We start from the raw sequence: 19,935 nt of genomic DNA, 5'->3' as shown, positions 1-19,935 counted from the left end.
TTTCCAATACCAATCTTACGCTGTCAATTCAATATGTTTATGAACTTATCTTTTTCTTTTCTTAACTCGTTTCCTTGTTAAGCGGGTGCAAATATAAAACCCTTTTTTAAATCTCAAAACTTTTTTTTGACTTTTTTTTGAAAAAAATTAAAATCAATACTCAGTGTTTTTTTTAAGAACTTTTAGGCTTTTTTATTACCCGTTTTTGCGGGTGCAAATGTAAAACCCTTTTTTCGTTTCTACAACATTTTTTTGAAACTTTTTTTTTAAAAAAATTTTAAGTCTTTCTTTATCTTTAGTTTCGCTTAATATTTAAGAACTTTCACGCTAAAACAGCTTCCTGTTTTTTGCGGGGTGCAAACATACAACCCTTTTTTGTTTCTGCAATACTTTTTTGAAACTTTTTTAAAGTTTTTTTTTAAAAACCTTTTACTACTTGTTTCTCTATTTGTTTATGAACGTTGCGCCAACAGTTGCCCGTTTTTGCGGGTGCAAATATACTCCCCTTTTTCTCTTTTAAACAAACTTTTTATAACCTTTTTTTAATCTTTTTTTAATTATTAAACGGAACTCCTTTATTACCCGTTATTTACACCATAATCTTTTTTGAATTTACTTTATATAAAATCCTTTTTTAACCTGGGTTTTATACTTTATCTTTAAAATGACCGCTTATAAACTCATGTTTTGGTTTCTTATTAATTGATTAGATGGTTCGTTTTTTGCAGCAATAAACCTTTATTCTTTATATGTTTTATATAAATAGATTATCTGTTACTGTTTTTTACTCTTTATATAGTAACCTTTTTGATACTCCTTTACCTTATTGCTTAAATCTGCCTCGCAATATTACCCGCATTAGGGATTGTAGCGGCATCCTTTTTGAAGGTACGCACAAAAAGATATAGCGCAAAGCCCGACCGCGACAACCTTTTTTTGGCGTGGGAATGCCTTGATTAACATTATTTGGTTACATAAAGAAGTTCCAAACTACACCAAAGCGAATTATAAAATCGCGGTAAGGGTAATTTGGCGCTGAATAATAGTTGTAACCTGTAAAGGATGAATTGAAATGTTCGGTTTTAAAGAATATGCGCGCTTGACGGATTTTGGCGTTTAAAAAGAAATCGACTAATGGGAAATTCCCGTACTGCGTTTCGTTTTGAACATAAAATTCTGCCAGTAATGGATTATACGCATTTAAATAATACTTGGTAAAGTAATTTACGGTTAGCCCAGTTTGAAGGTATAGTGCTTTTTTAAATAAATGACTTGAAAAATAAAGGGTGTTACGTGTATTGAGTTCGGGTACGTTTAAACTGTTATTGGGATCTTGTACGTTTTGGTACATGATGGTGTTGTTTAATGCAAACTTACCTACTGTAATTTCATTTTCGAATTTGGCTCGTAAATAGGTTATTGTTGAGCTGTTTTGAAACGGATTGACTTGTTGAGAGGTTTCGTCCTCTTTAAAGTATACGTAATCGGTTATTGTGGAATAATCGACGGTTAGATTTGCTAACTTTTTATATTTTGCATTGAACGATAGTTGCTGAGTTTGAATATTACTAAAATTATTTTGCCAATTGTAATTTATATAATCACTTTGATGTAACAGCGTATTATAATTTGGCACTTGAGAACTGTGATTTAATGAAGCACTTGCCGATATATCGTTTTTTATTTTAAATGAGGCTTGCGCTTTTATAAAGTTACCTTCGAAATCGCCCGCAAAATTTACTCCTGCTTCTCCGTTTAAATTAAATCCTTTGTATTGCTTGTTGTATTTTGCTCCCGCGGCGTATATATTGCCTTTTAAACGATTAATAATTGTGGTGCCATTTAATACTATTAGCTTATTGTAACCATAATTATAATTATTATGACTTACGTTAAATTGTACATCGCCTAATAGGTTATTACTATAATTTAATTGTAGCTGATTGTAAAAATTTTCGAGTGTTGCGCGTTCTTGAACTGTGGACACGAAGGATTCGCCAAAGTAATCGGTATCGGCACTGGTTTGATCGAACTGGTAAAATTTATCTTCGAAAGACATTATATGAGCAAAACTTAGTTTGTTTTGCGATAGCGAATCGGCTTTATGAATGAGTTTATAATCGTGTTCTAGATGAAAACGTTTTCCTTTTAGAAAACTTTCAGCATTTTCAAAATTGACTTCGAAGATGGAACGATCGAGAAACTCCGGGTCAGCGTTTTCGAATTCGTCTATATTATCATCTATTATACCGCCGTTTTCTTGATTTAAGAAATCTTGCATGGTTATATGCCCACGCAAATTATACTTTTTGTTTTTAGTTTGATAGTTTGTTGTAAATGTAAAGTTTCCTGTACTGGCTAAAATATTTTGATACTTACCTAAGGAACGAAGTCCTTTATACTCTACCGAAAAGTTTAATTGTGGCGAAGTATTTATTGTAAAAAAAGAATCGGCTAACTGACCTTGCTCGAATGCTGTTTTAAAAAACAACTCGGTTAGTGGTGTTGGCACGCGATAATAATTTACATCGCCTATTTCTGTATAATTAAAATGTTTCGCTCTTGCACCAAAACCTGGCATTAAACTAGTATTGCTAAAATTATAAGTTAAACTGTTATAGGTTTGCCCAAGGTTAGAAAAACGAAGTAGCCCAAAATTATCTTTACGTAGATAATTAAATTTATATTCTTTTTGAATGGTTAATGAGGTATCGACATAAGTAGTATCTCTGTTTTGAGAGATAATTAAATAGTCTTTTATATTCGCTTTTAGCTCTTTATCCTTTTTATTTTCTTTTTTGTTTGCATCTACTTTTAAAGAATCTTGGGATTGACTCTGTCCATTCTTACTTTTTATAGACATTATTTTCTCGTTTTGTTGCGCATTTAAAGCACTTAAAATACATAAAAACAATAAAGTAGTTACTAATTTATTCATAGTTGCAAATTTCCAGAGGCAAAAGTAAATATTTGAACGCAAAGTGAACGCAATTATTTTAAATATTGAGCTTGATAAAAAAATAACACGATTTATTCTAATAAAAAAAGCCTTAACACATATTTGGGTTAAGGCTTTTATTTGTGCTTTATTAGCTCTATGCTAAATTTTTAAAAGAATAAACCATACACTCTTAACGATGGGTCTTCTAAACTTGCAAAGGTAACTGCTAAATTTATATAGCTAAATGTATCACTTTGAAACGAACCTTCAAGTTCTCCAACCATACCTTGTGAGCTATTGAAAAAGTCAATAATATCTTGAGCTAAAAATTGCAAATCGAAACTATCTTGATCTGCCGCACCTTGGAAGCTCATTGTAAAAGTTCTATCATCGTTAATTGTTGCTCCAGAGAAGCAATAGTTTAAAGATGGTAAACCATTAATTCTAACCCTAAGTAATCCTTCACATATATTTCCGTTATCATCGAAATCGAAAAAGAAAATATAATCGAAAAATGAAAGACCAAACTGAGCTAAAAATGCATCTAAACTTTCAATAATATTATCATGTCCGGCGGAAGTAAGTGGATTTGCACCCAAACCTGGTCTGTATAAGAAAATTGGTAAACCGCCATCGATTTGAGCCATTTCATAAATATCGTTAGAGATATATGCTGGCCAATCTGAGAACAAAATAGTAGCTGTTGTACCATTTACAGTAGAGATAAAGCTATTTGAATCTTCATCATAAATAAATTCTGTATAAGATTCGCCCTCGTATTCGATTGCAGGGTTTACATTAAGACCTGTATCGGTGAAAATTATACCAAAACTAAGTTCTTCTAAATCGCCAGAATCTAATGTTAAGGTTGGTGTTGCAAAAAGTCTTAACGTATCGTAATTAAGATTGAAATCTACAGTACCATTGGCATTATCCATTCTTAATACTTGAAAAACAGAAGAAGTAACTTCTGGCAAAATATTATTTTTTTGCTCTATAGAAGCTTCAACCATTTCAATACTTTCTGTTTCAAAATCTGTAAAACCTGATGGTTCCAGTACGAAAGATGACGTATCTCTGTTTCGCACATCTTTAAACTCAAGTTCTCCATCTTCGTTTGAGAAAAGCTGAAATACTGATGTCCCTTTAAAACCTGTACCAATTAAACCACCTAATAAAGGGTCGCTTACTTTTTGAATATGGTTTCTTGTAGTAAACACAAGTTCTGTAGTTGTACCAACTCTTACCTCGTAAGATGATGATGCAATTTCGATATCATCATCGAAATCTGAAGTCATATCTACAGTTCCGTCGGTGTTAAACCTCATAAAAAAGGTAACCCCACCAAATTCGTCGTTTTTGGTAAAGTAACTCGCTTTAAAGCCTTGAGTGTTCGATGTTAATATATTTAATAACTCCTCGTTTGCTTGGGTTAACCTATTAGCCGGAGCCTCATCGAAAACCTCGTTAGAATCGTCACTATTACATGCCACTAAAAGAATAGACATGATAAATAGTAACACATAATTATTTTTTAAAATATTTTTCATAGTATTTTTTTAGTTTACAAGTTCTTGAATTGCAGCATAAGTTAACTCTTGTAGCTCGTATATATCAATATCGAAATGCGTAAGGTAATATTCTGCAACCATTGATTCTTTTAAACGAATTTGAGCTTTAGCCTCTTCATCTTGAATACTTTCAACAATAGCATCGAACTGCTCTTTTGAATGTGTTAACATTTCTGAAACCATTTCTACAAAATCTTCACCTTCACTACTAGAACCATATGCCGTGATATAGCCTAATTCACGAGCAAATTCGTCGGTTCTATTAAACCATTGAGCGGTATAATTTTCTGGATTAATTTGTCCGTATGCAGGATCTAAAGGCACATTTTGATTTAAAATATGCCCATACTCGTGATGTACCGTTTTTAATGGTTGAATGATGCTGTTAATATCTGTAAAATCTAAATAATCTACATTAAATAACGTAATTCTTGTACCAGCTTCGGCAACCCCTAAAGTAATTGTTGGACTATTAGGATTAAAGTTAAAACTACCAGCAAAAACAAATTGACGTGGCGCTATTTCTTTAATAAAATTTTCTCCTCCTAAAGCAGTGTAAGGTTCTATCCATGCTTTTTGTAAAGCTACTGCGGCAGGTTTAACACTTGCCTCGTATGGTGGATGTAAATATCTGTCGATATCGGTGTTATTAATGTTCCACTTATATAAAATTTCGATATTATATGGAGAAACAAAATTTTCTCTTAACCATACATCTGTTTCATTTAAAATAGGTGCAGAAGTATCGATCTGCGTGGTTGAAACACCATCTTCATTTGCACAAGAAACAAAGATTAGCGATGCAAAAACCAAAAATGTATATATTATATTTTTTTTCATTTTTATTTGATTTTGGTTTAAATTTTATCTTGGATTTTCTTCAATTCCAAACGACTGTGCCGATTCTGGAATTTGAATTGCTCGTCTGTTATCTCCTTTAGGCAAAACAAATTCGTTCCCCAAATAATCGTAATGCGTTACCTCAACATCGTGACGTTTTAAGTCGAACCAACGTAAACCATCGTTATAAAACACCGTACGTTTAATATCTAAAACAGCAGCTACATAAGGCAGCGCTTCGGCAGAAATACCATAATAAGGTGTGTAAACATCGGCAGCTAAATCTTGGTATTCTGTTTCAATGTCTGAAGTTGTAAGCTCGTCTGAACTTGTATAACCAGTTGTTTTTACGGAAAGTGATAAGTTAATATCTGCCGTAGCATCTTCATACTGGCCTAACATGGCGTAAGCTTCTGCTCTATTTAATAAAGCTTCATCTGTAGATAATAATACATAAGTTACAAACGCAGATCCTGTATTTGCTGCTTGATTTGTTACTTTAAAGTATTCTTGAAATTTTGGTATGTTATAATATAAATCTGATGAACCATAAACCCCAAAAGACCAAGATTTTCCAGTAATATTTCCATCAAAAAATAAGGTACTTGCTACGCTGTTATTCATTTGGTATCTTGCATTAAAGTGATATCTTGAATAGGTTGAGGCAGAAGACACTAATAATAGGTTAGCCGGCTCTAAAGTAGAGGATGTATATAGAGCTGTTTGCTCTGCATAAGTTGCTGGCGCATAAAAGCTGCTCCAGTCTCTTATTTCGCCAACACCAGATCCGCCACCTAACGCCACCGTACTATGGTCTATTACTTCTTGCCATTCTCCAATATTTAAATAAAATCGAGATGCAAAAGCATTTGCCGCCTTTCTTGTGAAATGAAAGCCAGGTATTTCGTAGTCATCTTCAACTAATGGCAAACCTTCTTCAATGTCTTTTTGAATATTTTCATAAACATAAGCTAAGGTTCCTCTTTCGTATTCACCTAAAAGCACTGTTTCTGGCTCTAACACATAAGGTATACCTAAATTTGATGCTGAAGTTGCAGGATCGTAAGCTTTACAAAATATACTTGCCAACATAAAATGTGCATAAGCCCTACACATTAAAGCTTCTCCTTTTAAATAATCTAAATCAGCGCCACCACCAAGTTCTTCTATAGAAACTAAAGCTTGGTTTGCTTGTGCGATAGCTTTATATGCAGCATTCCAATAATTAGTGGGAGTATCTGAATCTGTAGTATTAATATCCTCCCAAAAGTACATACGTTCGTTTAGGGTTCTAAAAGCATCACTACCTCCTGTAGCGTTAGGGCCTTTATCTCCGGCATTATCAGAGAATGGCTCTAAAAATGTTACGTATGCCGCCTCTGGATAAGCTCCAACCAATAGCTCTGCTACTTTATCTGGAGAATCGATTGTGGTTCTATTATCGGGATTTTCATCTAGAATATCGTTACATGAAATAGAAACGAAAGCTATTGCACACAATAATAAAACTCTATTTTTTATATTTTTCATAGTCATTTAATTAAAATCCAATATTAAGAGAGAATGTGTATAATTTAGAAATTGGGTAAGCAACACCACCAGATCTAAAGAATTCTGGATCTTGACCTCCAAGTTTGGAATCGGAATAAATTAAGAATGGATTTGTGCTTTGTAAGCTAAATCTAAACGAACTTAATCCTAATTGTTTTATTGTTTGAGAATCTAGGCTGTAACCTAACGTTATGTTTTTCATTCTTACAAAACCTCCATCGGCAGTTCTTTCGGTAGAATAATTATAAGCGTTATAAGCACGTTCTAAATTATTAGAACCATAAGATTGTAATAAACTTTCTGACGCTAAAACAGGAACATTAGTTACGTTTTCATCTCCAGGAACTAACCAACGGTTAACAAATTCTCTTGGAAAAACATCTAAATCTGTGTATTCTGACTTATAAGCTGGATTTAGTCTTATTTTGTTACCTGCAGAGAATGACACGAAGAAGCTAAAATCCCAGTTTTTATATTTAAAGGTGTTTGATAAACCTCCAGTTAAATTTGGTTCTGTTGGTCCTTCGTAAACTAAATAATCAAGCACGTCTTCTGTATCTTGGAAATCGATTAAATCGTAAGGATTCTCTGGATCGTAATCTTCGTCGTCTGTTAGGAATTGAGGTAAACCCCATTCGTTTAATCCCTGGAAATCGAAAGAGAATAATGCACCCTTAGCATAACCAACGGCATTACCATTTCCTTGACCAGTAACTAAATCGAATACATTTGGTTCTTGTTTAAGCGATGTAACTTCTTGATTAAAATGAGAAATATTAAAACCTGTTTTCCATCTAAAATTTTCTTTATCGATGTTAACAGTATTTAACTGAAACTCGACACCATTTGTTTTCATTTCAGAGTTGTTTCCAAGTTTTAGCGACTCACCACCAATACCAGTTGTTCTAATTAAATCAATTAAATCAATACCTTTTCTAAAATAAGTATCAAAATTCATCATAATTCGGTTGTTAAAGAAACCAATATCTAAACCAAGGTTTAACTCTAAAGTTTTTTCCCAAGTTAACTCGGTATTTTGTAAATCTTCAATATTGATATAATTTTCTCTATCGTTAGAACTAAATCTATCGGTAACTTCATTTCTAAAAACCGCTAAGTTGTTAGTTGCATTATCTGCTAATAAAGCTACAAGACCATAACTTGGTCGGAACGCCATACTTGAAATTAAGTTGGAGTTTCTAATAAAATCTTCTTTATCTACATTCCATTTACCTCCAATAGTATATGTTGGTAACCATCTTGAATCTGAAGATTTACCTGCACGGTTAGAACCTTCGAGGTTTCCGGTTACGTTAAGCACGTACTTTTTGTTATAATCATAAGTAATATTTGAGAAGAAAGACACTTCACGCTGTCTTGTTTCTTGAGAAGAGAAATAATCTCTACCTTCTAAAATTGCTTTTTTAAGAATTCCAGGATCTGTAAATACAGTTCCTCCTCTATCAAACTGATAACCGTAGCCCGTATTAGAACTACTTGTTCTATCGGTATAACGATATTCTTGACCACCATAAATTCTTAAACCATGAGTATCGTTAAATCTTGTTGAATAGTCTAACGTATTTCTAAAAGTATAAGTTACTAATGTATTTTTAGTTGTTGTTAAAATACCTCCAACTGGAAGCACAACGTATGGTCTTGAGTTTGGCTCGTCTGGATCGGTAAATAAAAATGTATTAGCATCTTGTACAATTGTTGTTTCGTCTGCTCTATATGCTCCAGCTACATTAGAATTTTCTGTAGCACCTTGCTCTCCGTTTGAAGTTACATAACGTGCAGAACCTAAGAAATTATAATTTAACTTATCGTTAATTTTATATTCTGATTGCATTTGAAATTTAATATCCGAAACATTTAACTCTAATGAGTTATTATTGATTTCGTTTATAATATTAAAAGGAGCCCAATTGTATCTAGAATATTCTAAATCGCCATTATCATCGTAAGCTCTTAAAGCTCTACTGGTGTTTAAGGCATAACTAAATGGGTTAATATCGAAATCTCTAGTAAAGGACCCACCTACAACATCTTCTTGTCTTTCAAATGTTCCAGGTGCTTGTTGATTTCTTATAGAACCCTGTATTTGTGTAGTTAACTTTAACTTATCATCAAAAAGGTAATATGTATTTCTTAAGTTACCAGTAATTCTTCGAACGCGATCTGCGATTGTCCATCCGCTATCTGTATAATATCCTAAAGAAGCGTAAGATGTAGAAGTTTCGCTACCACTAGAAAAACTTAGCGTATGTGTTTGTGTTGGTGTGGTTCTAAACAAGGTTTTAAACCAATCGGTATTAGCCAGCTCGTATTTTTGTAAAAATGCTGCTCTGGCTTCAGGTGTATTTTCTAAGTCATATTGTCCGGTATCAGTATTATAGTTATCTATAGCTCTATACATTATATTGTATATACCACCATATCTACCTTGAAAAGCAGATGGCATACTTAAAAACCCTTTCGATTCCATTTCACGATAAACTGAAACCGTTTCTTGTGAATTTAATAAATCGTAATTCGCATAGGTTGGGCGCGCTCTTACGGCATATTCAGCCGCATAATTAAAAGTTGGCTTTTGGTTTTTCTTACCTGTTTTTGTTGTAATAACAACCACACCGTTTAATGCTCTTGCTCCATAAAGTGCCGAAGCTGACGCATCTCTTAAAATTTCGAAACTCTCAATATCGGCAGCATTTAAACCAGCAACAGCCGAACTAAGTAAGGTGTTTGGATCACCAGATACTAAATCGGCGACCGATAGGTTAACAATTTCTTCCTGAATTACACCATCAATAATCCAAATTGGTTTGGTGTCTCCTAAAATAGATGAAGAACCACGAATAGTAATTCTTGGTGCGGCACCAAAAGTACCTGTAACGTTTTGAACGCTTACACCAGCTGCTCTACCCTCAAGTGCGCGAGAAATATCGGCAACACCATCAAGTTTAACATCTGCTGCTTTAATAGTTTGAGAAGCTCCTGTAAAAAGTTCACGTTGCACGTTTTGATAACCTGTAACTACTACGGCATCTAAACTTTCTACATCTTCTTTCATAGTTACGTTAATCGTTGAACTATCGGCAACGGTAACAAGTTGGGTTTGCATACCAACATAACTAAATTTTAAAACATCTCCTACTTTCGCAGAGATGAGATACTCACCATCAAAATTTGATGTTACTCCTTTACTTGTTCCTTCAACAATAATGGTTACACCTGGAAGCGGCAGACCACTCGCATCAAGAACAGAACCAATAATTTGCTTTTCTTGAGCAAAGGAAAATTGCAATGCCAATACTACTAATAGCACGACATAGCCTTTTAGTTTTAATTTCATAAATTATGTATTTGAATTAGTCTCATGACGAATTTCTTAATATTATCTTAATAAAGCAAAATTTTAACGCCAAACTCTTTTAAATTTCACGAAAAACGAAAGTGAAAAATAGATAAAGCCCAACAAATTGTTAGATTCACAAGAAATAAAACTTAAAATGCGACGAAACATTAAATATTTTTTAATGGAAAAATTTTAGTGACACATCTCCAAATTGGCGCATTTTTACTTTATTTGTTTAAGTTTAAACTATGCTTTTATCTCATTTTTCGAATCATTTATTAGAATGTGGCACCGACGAAGCTGGCCGTGGTTGTTTAGCAGGTCCTGTAACTGCTGCTGCCGTAATTTTACCCGAAGGTTTTAATAATAAAATATTAACAGACTCGAAACAACTTAGCGAAAGCAAACGCGATATTTTAAAACCTATTATTGAGCAAGAAGCTTTACATTATGGAGTTTGCCATATTTTTGAAGATGAAATAGATCAAATAAATATACTTAATGCTTCAATTTTGGCTATGCATAAAGCCATTGATAAGTTACAAATAACACCCGAGTATATAATTGTTGATGGCAATAAATTTAAATCTTATAAAAACGTTCCTCACGAAACCATAATAAAAGGTGATGGTAAATATTTAAGCATTGCCGCAGCTTCGGTTTTAGCAAAAACACATCGAGACTTATATATGAGTCGCATTCATGAGGAATTCCCCATGTACAACTGGAATAAAAACAAAGGCTACCCAACAAAACAGCATCGCGAAGCCATTAAAAAATATGGCATTACAAAGTATCATCGAAAATCGTTTAGATTATTACCGGAACAATTAAAGTTAGATTTATAAGTTTTTATATTTGTAAAAATTCATGCCTTTAATATGAGATTTCTTTTTTTAGTTCTTACAGCTTTATTATTAGTTAACTGTAATTATTCCAATTACGAGCGCCTTGAACTCATAGATTTAGTTCCTGAAAATGCCTCCGTAATTATAAAATCTTCAAATGTAGACGAATTAAAAAATAGTATTAAAAACAATGATTTTTTAAATAAACTATCTGCAAGCAACACTTACCAAAGTTTAGAAAACAAACTAAACTCAATAAGTTACTTAAATCCTAAAAACGAAATTTTAATTTGTTTGTTTAACGATGGTAACGACAGCTTACAATACAGCATAATTACTAAATTAAATCCTGATTTTTTTGTAACAGATTCTTTACCAAATTACTCTGAAGAAAGCCTAAAATACAAGAACATAACCATCACAAAATCTACCATAAACGAAGCAACTTTTTACAGCACTTTAATAGACAGCACGTTTTACGCCTCGTCTTCGAAACAAGCCACCGAAGCTCTTTTTAACAAACCGATAAGCAAAAATATTTTAAAACCCTATAAAGCTCTAGACGAAAACAACACCTTTTCTGTATTAGTTAAAACAAGCAATTTTAATAATAACACCTTATTCATTGAAGACTCGTTATCCTTAAAACACTTTAGTAACTATATTGCCGCCGATTTTGATATTACCCAAGATGCCATTTTAATTAATGGTATTACAAATGCGTCAGACTCTACGGAAAGTTTAATTAATGTTTTTAAAAATACGATACCTCAAGAAAATCAAATTAAAAACATTGCACCGTCAAATTGCGATGGCTTTTTAAGTTTTACTTTTGATAGCTTTACAACTTTCAACAACAACCTTACTAAATTCAAAGAAAACGATTCTATTATTAGCAATTCCCTACTCCATGATGTTATTGAAGTTGGTGTTATTTACGAGGGAAACAAGCGCGCCATTGTTTTAAACTCTATTGATGTTATAGCAACTAACGATGCCTTAGTTGCCGAAAAAACCATTACAGGATCCTTTAGAGAAGTAGATATTTACAATTTTAGCACACCTAAACTATTTAAAGAAAACTTATCTCCTTTTGTATCGGTAAGTAACATTTCGATGTATTGCATAATTGATAACTTTTTTATTTTCAGCAATAACCTTGAAACACTGCAAAATATAATTGCCAGTTACCAAAACAAAACCACAATTATAAATACCAATTATTTTGAAGCAGTTAACGAAAAACTGAGTAAAGCATCGTCGTTATTACAAGTTATTAATCCGGCTTCGTTACAAAGTATAATTAATAAAAACGAAGGCACATCGGCTAATTTCAATGTTAGCAAATATGAGGCCTCGGCAATTCAATTTGTTTACGATAATAATTTTGCACATTTACATGCTGTAATAAAAAAGAGCAAGCGTATTATTCATCAAAACTCTGTGTCAGAATCCTTTAACATAAAGCTGGATAAAGATATTTTAAACGATCCTCAATTTGTAAACAACCATATTACGGCTCAAAAAGAAATTGTAGTGCAAGATATAAACAACAATTTATACTTAATTTCTAACCAAGGAAAAATTCTTTGGAAAAAAGCACTACAAGGCCCAATTTTAGGAAGCATTGAACAAATAGATATTTACAAAAACGGACGATTACAACTCGCCTTCGCTACACCTAAACGTGTTTATATTATAGACAGAAACGGAAACGATGTTGGCCCATTCCCAGTTAAATTTAAAGACAATATTACGCAACCCTTAGCCGTTTTCGATTACGACAAAAACAAAAACTACCGCCTATTAGTAACGCAAAACAAAAACCTACTTCTTTATAATACACAAGCCAAAATTGTAAAAGGATTTGGTTTTACAAAAGCCAATAACACCATAATATCGCAACCAAAACATTTTAGGTTAAGCCGAAAAGATTACATCGCGTTTAAAACAAAAAATAAACTTTATATTTTAGATCGACGCGGAAAAACCAGGGTTAGTCCTAAAATTCAAGAAAATTACGCCAATACACCTATTTATTTGTACCGCGATAATTTTACAACCACAACAGCTACAGGAAACCTTTTTACAGTGGACACCAAAGGCAACGTTAACGAAAATCCTATAAATTTAGGCGAAAAACACTTTATTGATGCTAGTAGCAAAACATTAGTTACACTTAGCGAAAATAAATTAACTATTAAAAACAAAACAACCGATTTAGATTTTGGCGAATACACCTCATGCAAATTCTTTTATTTAAACGATAAAATCTATATTTCGGTAACCGATTTACAAGCACACAAGGTGTATTTATTCGATAGCCAATCTAAATTATTAGCAAATTTCCCTGTGTACGGAAACTCAAGTATCGATTTAAACAATATAGACAAAGACAAAAACCTAGAATTTGTAACTAAAGGAGAAAGCAACTCCATAATAATTTATCAAATAAATTAATATTTTATTTTTTAGCTTTTGTATATAGAAACTAATTTCTATATTTAACAAACAAAATCGTTGTAAAACTATTTAATTAGCTCTCTCTTAAATGAAAAGCCCTAACAACCTTTCAATTACAAATATTTCCGTTAAAACATAACACCAACCGATTAAAATCGCAAGTCCTCGAATCTTTTTTGAGCGCCAAAGTTTTTATACTTTGGCGTTCTTTTTTTATAAAAATGTAAACTATATTTAATAGTATTGCAATCTTTAAACTTTAAACTTCGCTGTTATGATTTCACGTAAAAATGCTTCAATTTCAAAATTTATAATCCATAAAGTTGGCAATAAATTTAACGATACAAAAAATGCTTTTTCAGAGAAGTTAGTCGATTTCGACGAAGCTAGTTACGACTTAATGTTGCCGTTTTTATTGCGCCCATTTGGTACAGTGGTTCAAAGCTATCGTTTTAGCCATCATGCCAGTATTGCATTAAACGAAATTAACAGTTATAGTAACCAAATTTTTAACGATGATACTACTTTTATTGAAACATCGAAACACATGGTTACGCATTTATACGAACAATCGAACTCGGCAAATATAAAAACCGGCGACGTTATTGTAGTAGAATTTGAAGGTATAGAGTTTAGAGATATTACAACAAACGCTATTGGTATTTTTAAAATTGAAAATAAAATTAATTTTTTTCAAACCTATCTTGAAAATAACAGCTACGATGTTTTAGTGCAAAAAGGTATCAGTTCTAAAAAAGTAGATAAAGGCTGTTTAATATTAAATCAAAAAGATGAAGAAGGCCCCATTGTGTTTAGTATCGACAATAATAATTACGATGCGCAATACTGGATAAATCACTTTCTAAATATTAAATATGCAGACGATGCCAATAACCATACCCAACAATATATAGAATTGTGTAAAGATTTTGCAGACGAAATAATAAATACCAGTTACGGCAAACAAGAGCAAAATACATTTTTGGCTAAAACTATCGACTTTTTTAAGGAACACGAAACCGTAAATATAGAAGAGTTTAAAGAAGAATTATTTGAAGACGATAAACATAAACGCGAGTTCGACAATTACAAAAAAACCTTCGAAGACGAGCAAAATATAGTAATGCGAAATAGATTTGATGTTGCTGAAGCTGTTGTAACCAAAGAAAAACGAAAAATTAAAACCGATATTAAACTAGACACCAACATACAAATAAAACTAGATATTGATGCACCAGACGCCTCAACCGAATATTTAGAACGCGGTTACGACGACGAGAAAAAAATGCATTACTATAAAGTATTTTTTAATGCCGAAAATTAAACTAACAGCTTAATATTAGCATACGAATTTTTTATTGCTTCCTTAATTTGATCTGCGTTTAACCATTCAACTTTTGTAATACCTTCCTCTTCTTGAGCATGCAAACTACCCGTATAGTTAGTTTTCATCTCAAACCAATAAGTTACTTTAATTTTAAACTGGCCATTACGTTTAAAAATATGATAAGTAGTATCTAATTGTTTTACAATTTCTAAGCCTTTAACACCCGTTTCTTCTTCAACCTCGCGAATAGCGCTAGCTTCAATAGCTTCTTTTCGCTCTTTTTTTCCTTTAGGCAAATCCCATTTATCATTTCTATAAATGAATAAAACTTCCCCGTTCGAATTGTAAACTTTTCCGCCTCCGGCAACTACATTAGGCAGTTTTTTTAAAAACTTTTTTAAAAGCTTCTCTTCCTTTTTATAAACTAAATTTACACCGTGCAAATCCTGTTTAGACTGCAACTTTTTAATAACCTTTTTAATATTAACCGTACGTAGTTTATAGTTTTTAAAATGTGGTACTTTCTCCTTACTAGTTGTTAAAACTATAGGCTTATCACCAACAAAAGCTTTGTACATATGGGGTATGTGTTAAATTATAATTAGGGTAAAAATATCATTTTTTAATTACAACTTTGTTGAAAAATTTATTTTTTATCGACAATTAACACATAAATAAAATTAAATTTATGTGTAATTTTACCCACATGATTTTTAATAAAGATACCGCCAAAAAAACAGCTGAAGTTTTACTGCAAGTTAAAGCTATAAAACTTAGCCCGCAAGATCCATTTACCTGGGCTTCAGGATGGAAATCGCCAATTTATTGCGATAACCGCATTATTTTATCCTTTCCAACTATTCGAAATTATGTTCGCGAAACAATGGCAAAACATATAGAAGAACAATATGGCAAACCCGATGCTATTGCAGGTGTTGCCACAGGAGCTATTGGAATAGGCATGTTAGTTGCAGAATACTTAGGGCTACCATTTATTTATGTGCGCCCCGATGCCAAAGGACACGGACGTAAAAACCAAATTGAAGGATTTATAGAAAGTGGTCAAAATGTTGTAGTCGTTGAAGATTTAATTAGCACCGGCAAAAGTAGTCTTAATGCAGTAAAAGCACTTAGAGACTCCGGAATAAAAGTTAAGGGCATGGTGGCTATTTTCACCTACGGATTTAATGTTGCAAAAGAAAATTTTGAAAACGAAAATGTATTTTTACGCACTTTAGGTAATTACGAGACCTTGCTAGAAAAAGCATTAGAAACAAATTATATTACCGAAAAAGAAATAAAAACTTTATCGGCGTGGAATGCCAATCCTAGCGAATGGAACACAATTTGATTGTAAAAATGTAGTTGAGCTATTAAACTCGACTTTAAAACATAAAAAAACACATATAAAATGAATTTAGAATCCCCAAAGGTTAGTGTCTCAAAATCGCCTGAAGCTGTTTTTAATTTTTTATCAGACATTAAAAATTTTGAATCTTTAATGCCCGAAAACATAAGTAAATTTGAAGTTTTAGACGACGATAAATTCCTATTTGCACTTAAAGGCATGCCAGAAATTATCTTAAAAAAGAAAGAAGTTATACCGCCTAACAAAATTGTTTTAGGTGCTGCAGGTGGCAAAATAGATTTTTCGTTAATTGGAAACATTATTGAAGTTAATGCCAATTCAAGCGAAGTACAATTGCAATTTAGTGGCGACTTTAACCCAATGATGGCCATGATGATTAAAAGCCCAATTACAAAGTTTTTAGAAACCTTAGCAACCAATATGCCTAAAGCAGTTTAATACATTAATGTAATTTGTTTTAAGTCGAACTTTTCTATTATTTCGTCTTCAAGCAAAACCATTAATTTACCGTATTTGGAAACGCCTTTTATAAAACCAGAAAACATAACGCCTTCAGCATTTTTAAATGTTGAAGGTTTATTTTTTCTAAATAAATTAGCTTCATAAGCATCTTTTACAGCTTTGTAATTTTCGGCTTCAAGCATTTCAGAATAAAACTTAATATTCCCAATAATATCGTGCAATACTTCATCTACGTTATACTGCACGCCCGTAATTTTTTTTAACGAACTCGCTTTAGGTAAGCCCTTAAAATTTGTTTGGTTTACATTTAAACCCACCCCAATAATTGTAGATTCCAATTTATTTTTAATGACATTTTCTATTAAAACTCCACAAACTTTGTTGTTAGCTGACAAAATGTCGTTAGGCCATTTTATAGACAAATTAGGCACATTTAACCCTTTTAACGATTTTAATATCGCCAAAGAAACTGCCATACTTATGTAAAAAGGATATACCACTTCATGTTTACTTAAATCTTTAAACACACTAAACATAAGGTTTTTACCTTCTTCAGAATTCCACACCGTTCCCATTTGTCCGCGACCTTTGGTTTGGTTTTGGGTTGCAACAACAGTATAATCTGCCACTACTCCATTAGCAATCATATCCCTTAAAAACGAGTTTGTAGAATCGATGGCACTAAGTTTGATAATAGACATTACAGAGTTGTTATTTTTAGAAAATAAATCTTAAGAATTTTTAAACTGTAAAGAACTAAAAAAATAATAACTTTGCATAAATTAAATAAACTTAATGGCGAAAGAAAATATAAGCGCAGACCAACTCATATCTGTAATAATAAGTGGCATTGAAGATGTTAAAGGTAAAGAAATTAATCTGCTAGATTTAAGAGATATAGAAAATACAGTTTGCGATTACTTTATAATTTGTGAAGGTACTTCAAACACACAAGTAAACGCTATTGTTAACTCCGTTCAAAAAAAAGTAAGTAAAGAATTAAAAGATAACCCATGGCACACCGAAGGTGTCGATAATGCCGAATGGGTTTTAATTGATTATGTAAATGTTGTTGTGCACGTTTTCCAGAAACACATACGTGAGTTTTATGACATTGAGAGCCTTTGGGGCGATGCAAAAACAACAATTATAGAAACCAGTTACTAAAACACAAAAATGACAAACGAAAATAACAACTCGAAAGACAAAAAACCTAAATTTAGTCCTTACTGGATTTACGGAATACTAATAGCCATTTTTATTGGTTTTCAGGTTTTTAGTGGTGCAAATTACCAAAACGACCAATCTATTACACCATCAGAATTTTTTAAATATGTTGAAGAAGGTGATGTAGAAAAAGTGGTTGTGGTAAATCGTAAAATTGCTACGGTATACTTAACCAAAGAAGCCGAAGCTAAAGATGCACACAAAAACTCAATCCCGCAAACGTTCTTGCCTTCTGCTACCAAATTACCAAATTACAAATTTGAAGTTGGTAACCTAGAAAACTTCGAGAACGACCTAAAAGCCATAGGCAAATACAACATTTACAGCCTTAAAACAGACGAAAACTACTGGGGCGATTTCCTAATAGGAATTTTACCATTTATACTGTTAATTGGTGTTTGGTTTTTTATCATGCGAAGAATGTCTGGTGGTGCTACAGGTGGTGCTGGCGGCCAAATTTTTAACATAGGTAAATCTAAAGCAAAATTATTCGACCAAAACACTAAAGTAAAAACCACTTTTAAAGATGTTGCTGGTTTAGAAGGCGCAAAAGAAGAAGTTCAAGAAATTGTTGACTTCCTTAAGTTCCCAGAAAAATACACCACTTTAGGAGGAAAAATTCCAAAAGGAGCTTTATTAGTTGGGCCTCCGGGAACTGGTAAAACCTTATTAGCAAAAGCAGTAGCTGGCGAAGCCAAAGTGCCATTTTTCTCTTTATCTGGATCAGATTTTGTTGAAATGTTTGTAGGTGTTGGTGCATCTCGTGTTCGCGATTTGTTTAAGCAAGCCAAAGAAAAATCGCCTTCTATAATATTTATAGATGAAATTGATGCCATTGGTCGTGCTAGAGGAAAAAATGCTATGTCTGGTAGTAACGACGAACGCGAAAACACCCTTAACCAATTATTAACCGAAATGGATGGTTTTGGTACCAACACAAACGTTATTGTTTTAGCAGCAACAAACCGCGCCGATATTTTAGATAAAGCCTTAATGCGCGCCGGACGATTTGACAGACAAATTTATGTTGATTTACCGGATGTTCGTGAACGCAAAGAAATTTTTGAAGTGCATTTACGTCCGCTTAAAAAAGCCGAAGGTTTAGATTTAGATTTCCTTTCTAAACAAACACCAGGATTTTCTGGAGCAGATATTGCTAACGTTTGTAACGAAGCTGCCTTAATTGCTGCCAGAAATGGTAAAAAAGCTGTAGACAAGCAAGATTTTCTTGATGCCGTAGACAGAATAATTGGTGGATTAGAAAAGAAAAACAAGATAATTACACCAAGCGAAAAACGTGCTGTTGCTTTTCACGAAGCAGGTCATGCCGTTGTAAGTTGGATGTTAGAACATGCCGCTCCATTAGTAAAAGTTACTATTGTACCTCGCGGACGCTCTTTAGGTGCTGCTTGGTATTTACCAGAAGAACGTTTAATTGTGCGCCCAGAGCAAATGCTAGACGAAATGTGTGCTGCTCTTGGTGGTCGAGCTGCAGAAAAAGTTATTTTCGATAAAATATCTACTGGTGCGTTAAGCGATTTAGAAAAAGTAACTAAACAAGCCCGCGCTATGGTTACCGTTTATGGTTTAAGCGATAAAGTAGGAAACTTAACGTATTACGATTCGTCTGGACAAAGCGAATACGGGTTCTCAAAACCTTATAGCGAGCAAACTGCTGAAATTATTGATAAAGAAATTTCGGATATTATTGAAAAACAATACCAACGTGCTGTCGATTTACTTGAAGAACACAAAGATAAATTAACCGAACTTGCCGAAGTTTTACTTGAAAAAGAAGTTATTTTTAAAGATAATTTAGAAAAAATATTTGGTAAACGTGCTTTTGAAAAAGAAGAACCAGAAGTAAGTAAACCGGCCGAGGATATAGACAAAAAACAAGAATAGTAATTTATTCTTAACGTTTTGGTAAAAATCTTAAATTAATCACACGGTTAATTTAAGATTTTTTATATTTGGG

Annotated in this window: 14 protein-coding genes; 7 read left to right on the top strand and 7 right to left on the bottom strand. The window is 32.7% G+C overall.

From position 1 onward, the window contains the following. Window positions 1–970 precede the first annotated feature (970 nt). The 5 genes from LG651_RS15500 to LG651_RS15480 form a co-directional block, all read right to left on the bottom strand. Window positions 971–2,938 (bottom strand): putative porin, encoded by a 1,968-nt coding sequence (locus LG651_RS15500; protein WP_226697022.1) that lies wholly within the window; start codon window positions 2,936–2,938, stop codon window positions 971–973. A gap of 170 nt (window positions 2,939–3,108) precedes the next feature. Then, a complete protein-coding gene (locus LG651_RS15495) occupies window positions 3,109–4,491 on the bottom strand; it encodes a DUF4302 domain-containing protein (RefSeq protein WP_226697021.1) in 1,383 nt (460 codons plus the stop codon). Between the two features lie 9 nt (window positions 4,492–4,500). Next, a complete protein-coding gene (locus LG651_RS15490) occupies window positions 4,501–5,352 on the bottom strand; it encodes a substrate import-associated zinc metallohydrolase lipoprotein (RefSeq protein WP_226697020.1) in 852 nt (283 codons plus the stop codon). Between the two features lie 24 nt (window positions 5,353–5,376). Further along, complete coding sequence (locus LG651_RS15485) at window positions 5,377–6,882, bottom strand: RagB/SusD family nutrient uptake outer membrane protein (RefSeq protein ID WP_226697019.1); 1,506 nt, start codon at window positions 6,880–6,882, stop codon at window positions 5,377–5,379. Between the two features lie 10 nt (window positions 6,883–6,892). Further along, window positions 6,893–10,258: a SusC/RagA family TonB-linked outer membrane protein gene (locus LG651_RS15480; protein WP_226697018.1), complete on the bottom strand. Its 3,366-nt coding sequence runs from the start codon at window positions 10,256–10,258 to the stop codon at window positions 6,893–6,895. Between the two features lie 251 nt (window positions 10,259–10,509). Here LG651_RS15480 and LG651_RS15475 point away from each other — a divergent pair, with 251 nt between their 5' ends. From LG651_RS15475 to LG651_RS15465, 3 genes are all read left to right on the top strand, one after another. Continuing rightward, on the top strand, window positions 10,510–11,109 hold the full coding sequence (locus tag LG651_RS15475; RefSeq protein WP_226697017.1) for a ribonuclease HII: 600 nt from the start codon (window positions 10,510–10,512) through the stop codon (window positions 11,107–11,109). 33 nt (window positions 11,110–11,142) lie between these two features. After that, on the top strand, window positions 11,143–13,569 hold the full coding sequence (locus LG651_RS15470) for a ribonuclease HII (RefSeq protein ID WP_226697016.1): 2,427 nt from the start codon (window positions 11,143–11,145) through the stop codon (window positions 13,567–13,569). A gap of 277 nt (window positions 13,570–13,846) precedes the next feature. Beyond that, on the top strand, window positions 13,847–14,896 hold the full coding sequence (locus LG651_RS15465) for a nucleoid-associated protein (RefSeq protein WP_226697015.1): 1,050 nt from the start codon (window positions 13,847–13,849) through the stop codon (window positions 14,894–14,896). Here LG651_RS15465 and LG651_RS15460 read toward each other — a convergent pair. Beyond that, window positions 14,893–15,477, bottom strand: a complete 585-nt coding sequence (locus LG651_RS15460; RefSeq protein WP_226697014.1) for an NUDIX hydrolase — start codon at window positions 15,475–15,477, stop codon at window positions 14,893–14,895. The genes LG651_RS15465 and LG651_RS15460 overlap by 4 nt on opposite strands. A 128-nt stretch (window positions 15,478–15,605) precedes the next feature. Between LG651_RS15460 and pyrE the strand changes: the two genes are divergently transcribed. Together pyrE and LG651_RS15450 are read left to right on the top strand one after the other, a co-directional pair. Continuing rightward, on the top strand, window positions 15,606–16,250 hold the full coding sequence (gene pyrE / locus LG651_RS15455; protein WP_226697013.1) for an orotate phosphoribosyltransferase: 645 nt from the start codon (window positions 15,606–15,608) through the stop codon (window positions 16,248–16,250). 60 nt (window positions 16,251–16,310) lie between these two features. Next, window positions 16,311–16,706: an SRPBCC family protein gene (locus LG651_RS15450; RefSeq protein ID WP_226697012.1), complete on the top strand. Its 396-nt coding sequence runs from the start codon at window positions 16,311–16,313 to the stop codon at window positions 16,704–16,706. Here LG651_RS15450 and LG651_RS15445 read toward each other — a convergent pair. Further along, window positions 16,703–17,431 carry a biotin--[acetyl-CoA-carboxylase] ligase gene (locus tag LG651_RS15445; protein ID WP_226697011.1) on the bottom strand — a complete coding sequence of 243 codons (729 nt, stop codon included), beginning with the start codon at window positions 17,429–17,431 and terminating at the stop codon, window positions 16,703–16,705. The genes LG651_RS15450 and LG651_RS15445 overlap by 4 nt on opposite strands. A gap of 94 nt (window positions 17,432–17,525) precedes the next feature. Between LG651_RS15445 and rsfS the strand changes: the two genes are divergently transcribed. Then, window positions 17,526–17,897 carry a ribosome silencing factor gene (gene rsfS, locus LG651_RS15440; RefSeq protein WP_226697010.1) on the top strand — a complete coding sequence of 124 codons (372 nt, stop codon included), beginning with the start codon at window positions 17,526–17,528 and terminating at the stop codon, window positions 17,895–17,897. A gap of 9 nt (window positions 17,898–17,906) precedes the next feature. Then, entirely contained in the window at window positions 17,907–19,862 is a 1,956-nt protein-coding gene (gene ftsH / locus LG651_RS15435) for an ATP-dependent zinc metalloprotease FtsH (RefSeq protein WP_226697009.1), read from the top strand. Window positions 19,863–19,935: the final 73 nt, after the last annotated feature.

Source organism: Neotamlana sargassicola, from assembly GCF_020523965.1.
Classification (GTDB): Bacteria; Bacteroidota; Bacteroidia; order Flavobacteriales; family Flavobacteriaceae; genus Neotamlana; species Neotamlana sargassicola.
This window is presented reverse-complemented; position numbering and strand designations above follow the sequence as displayed.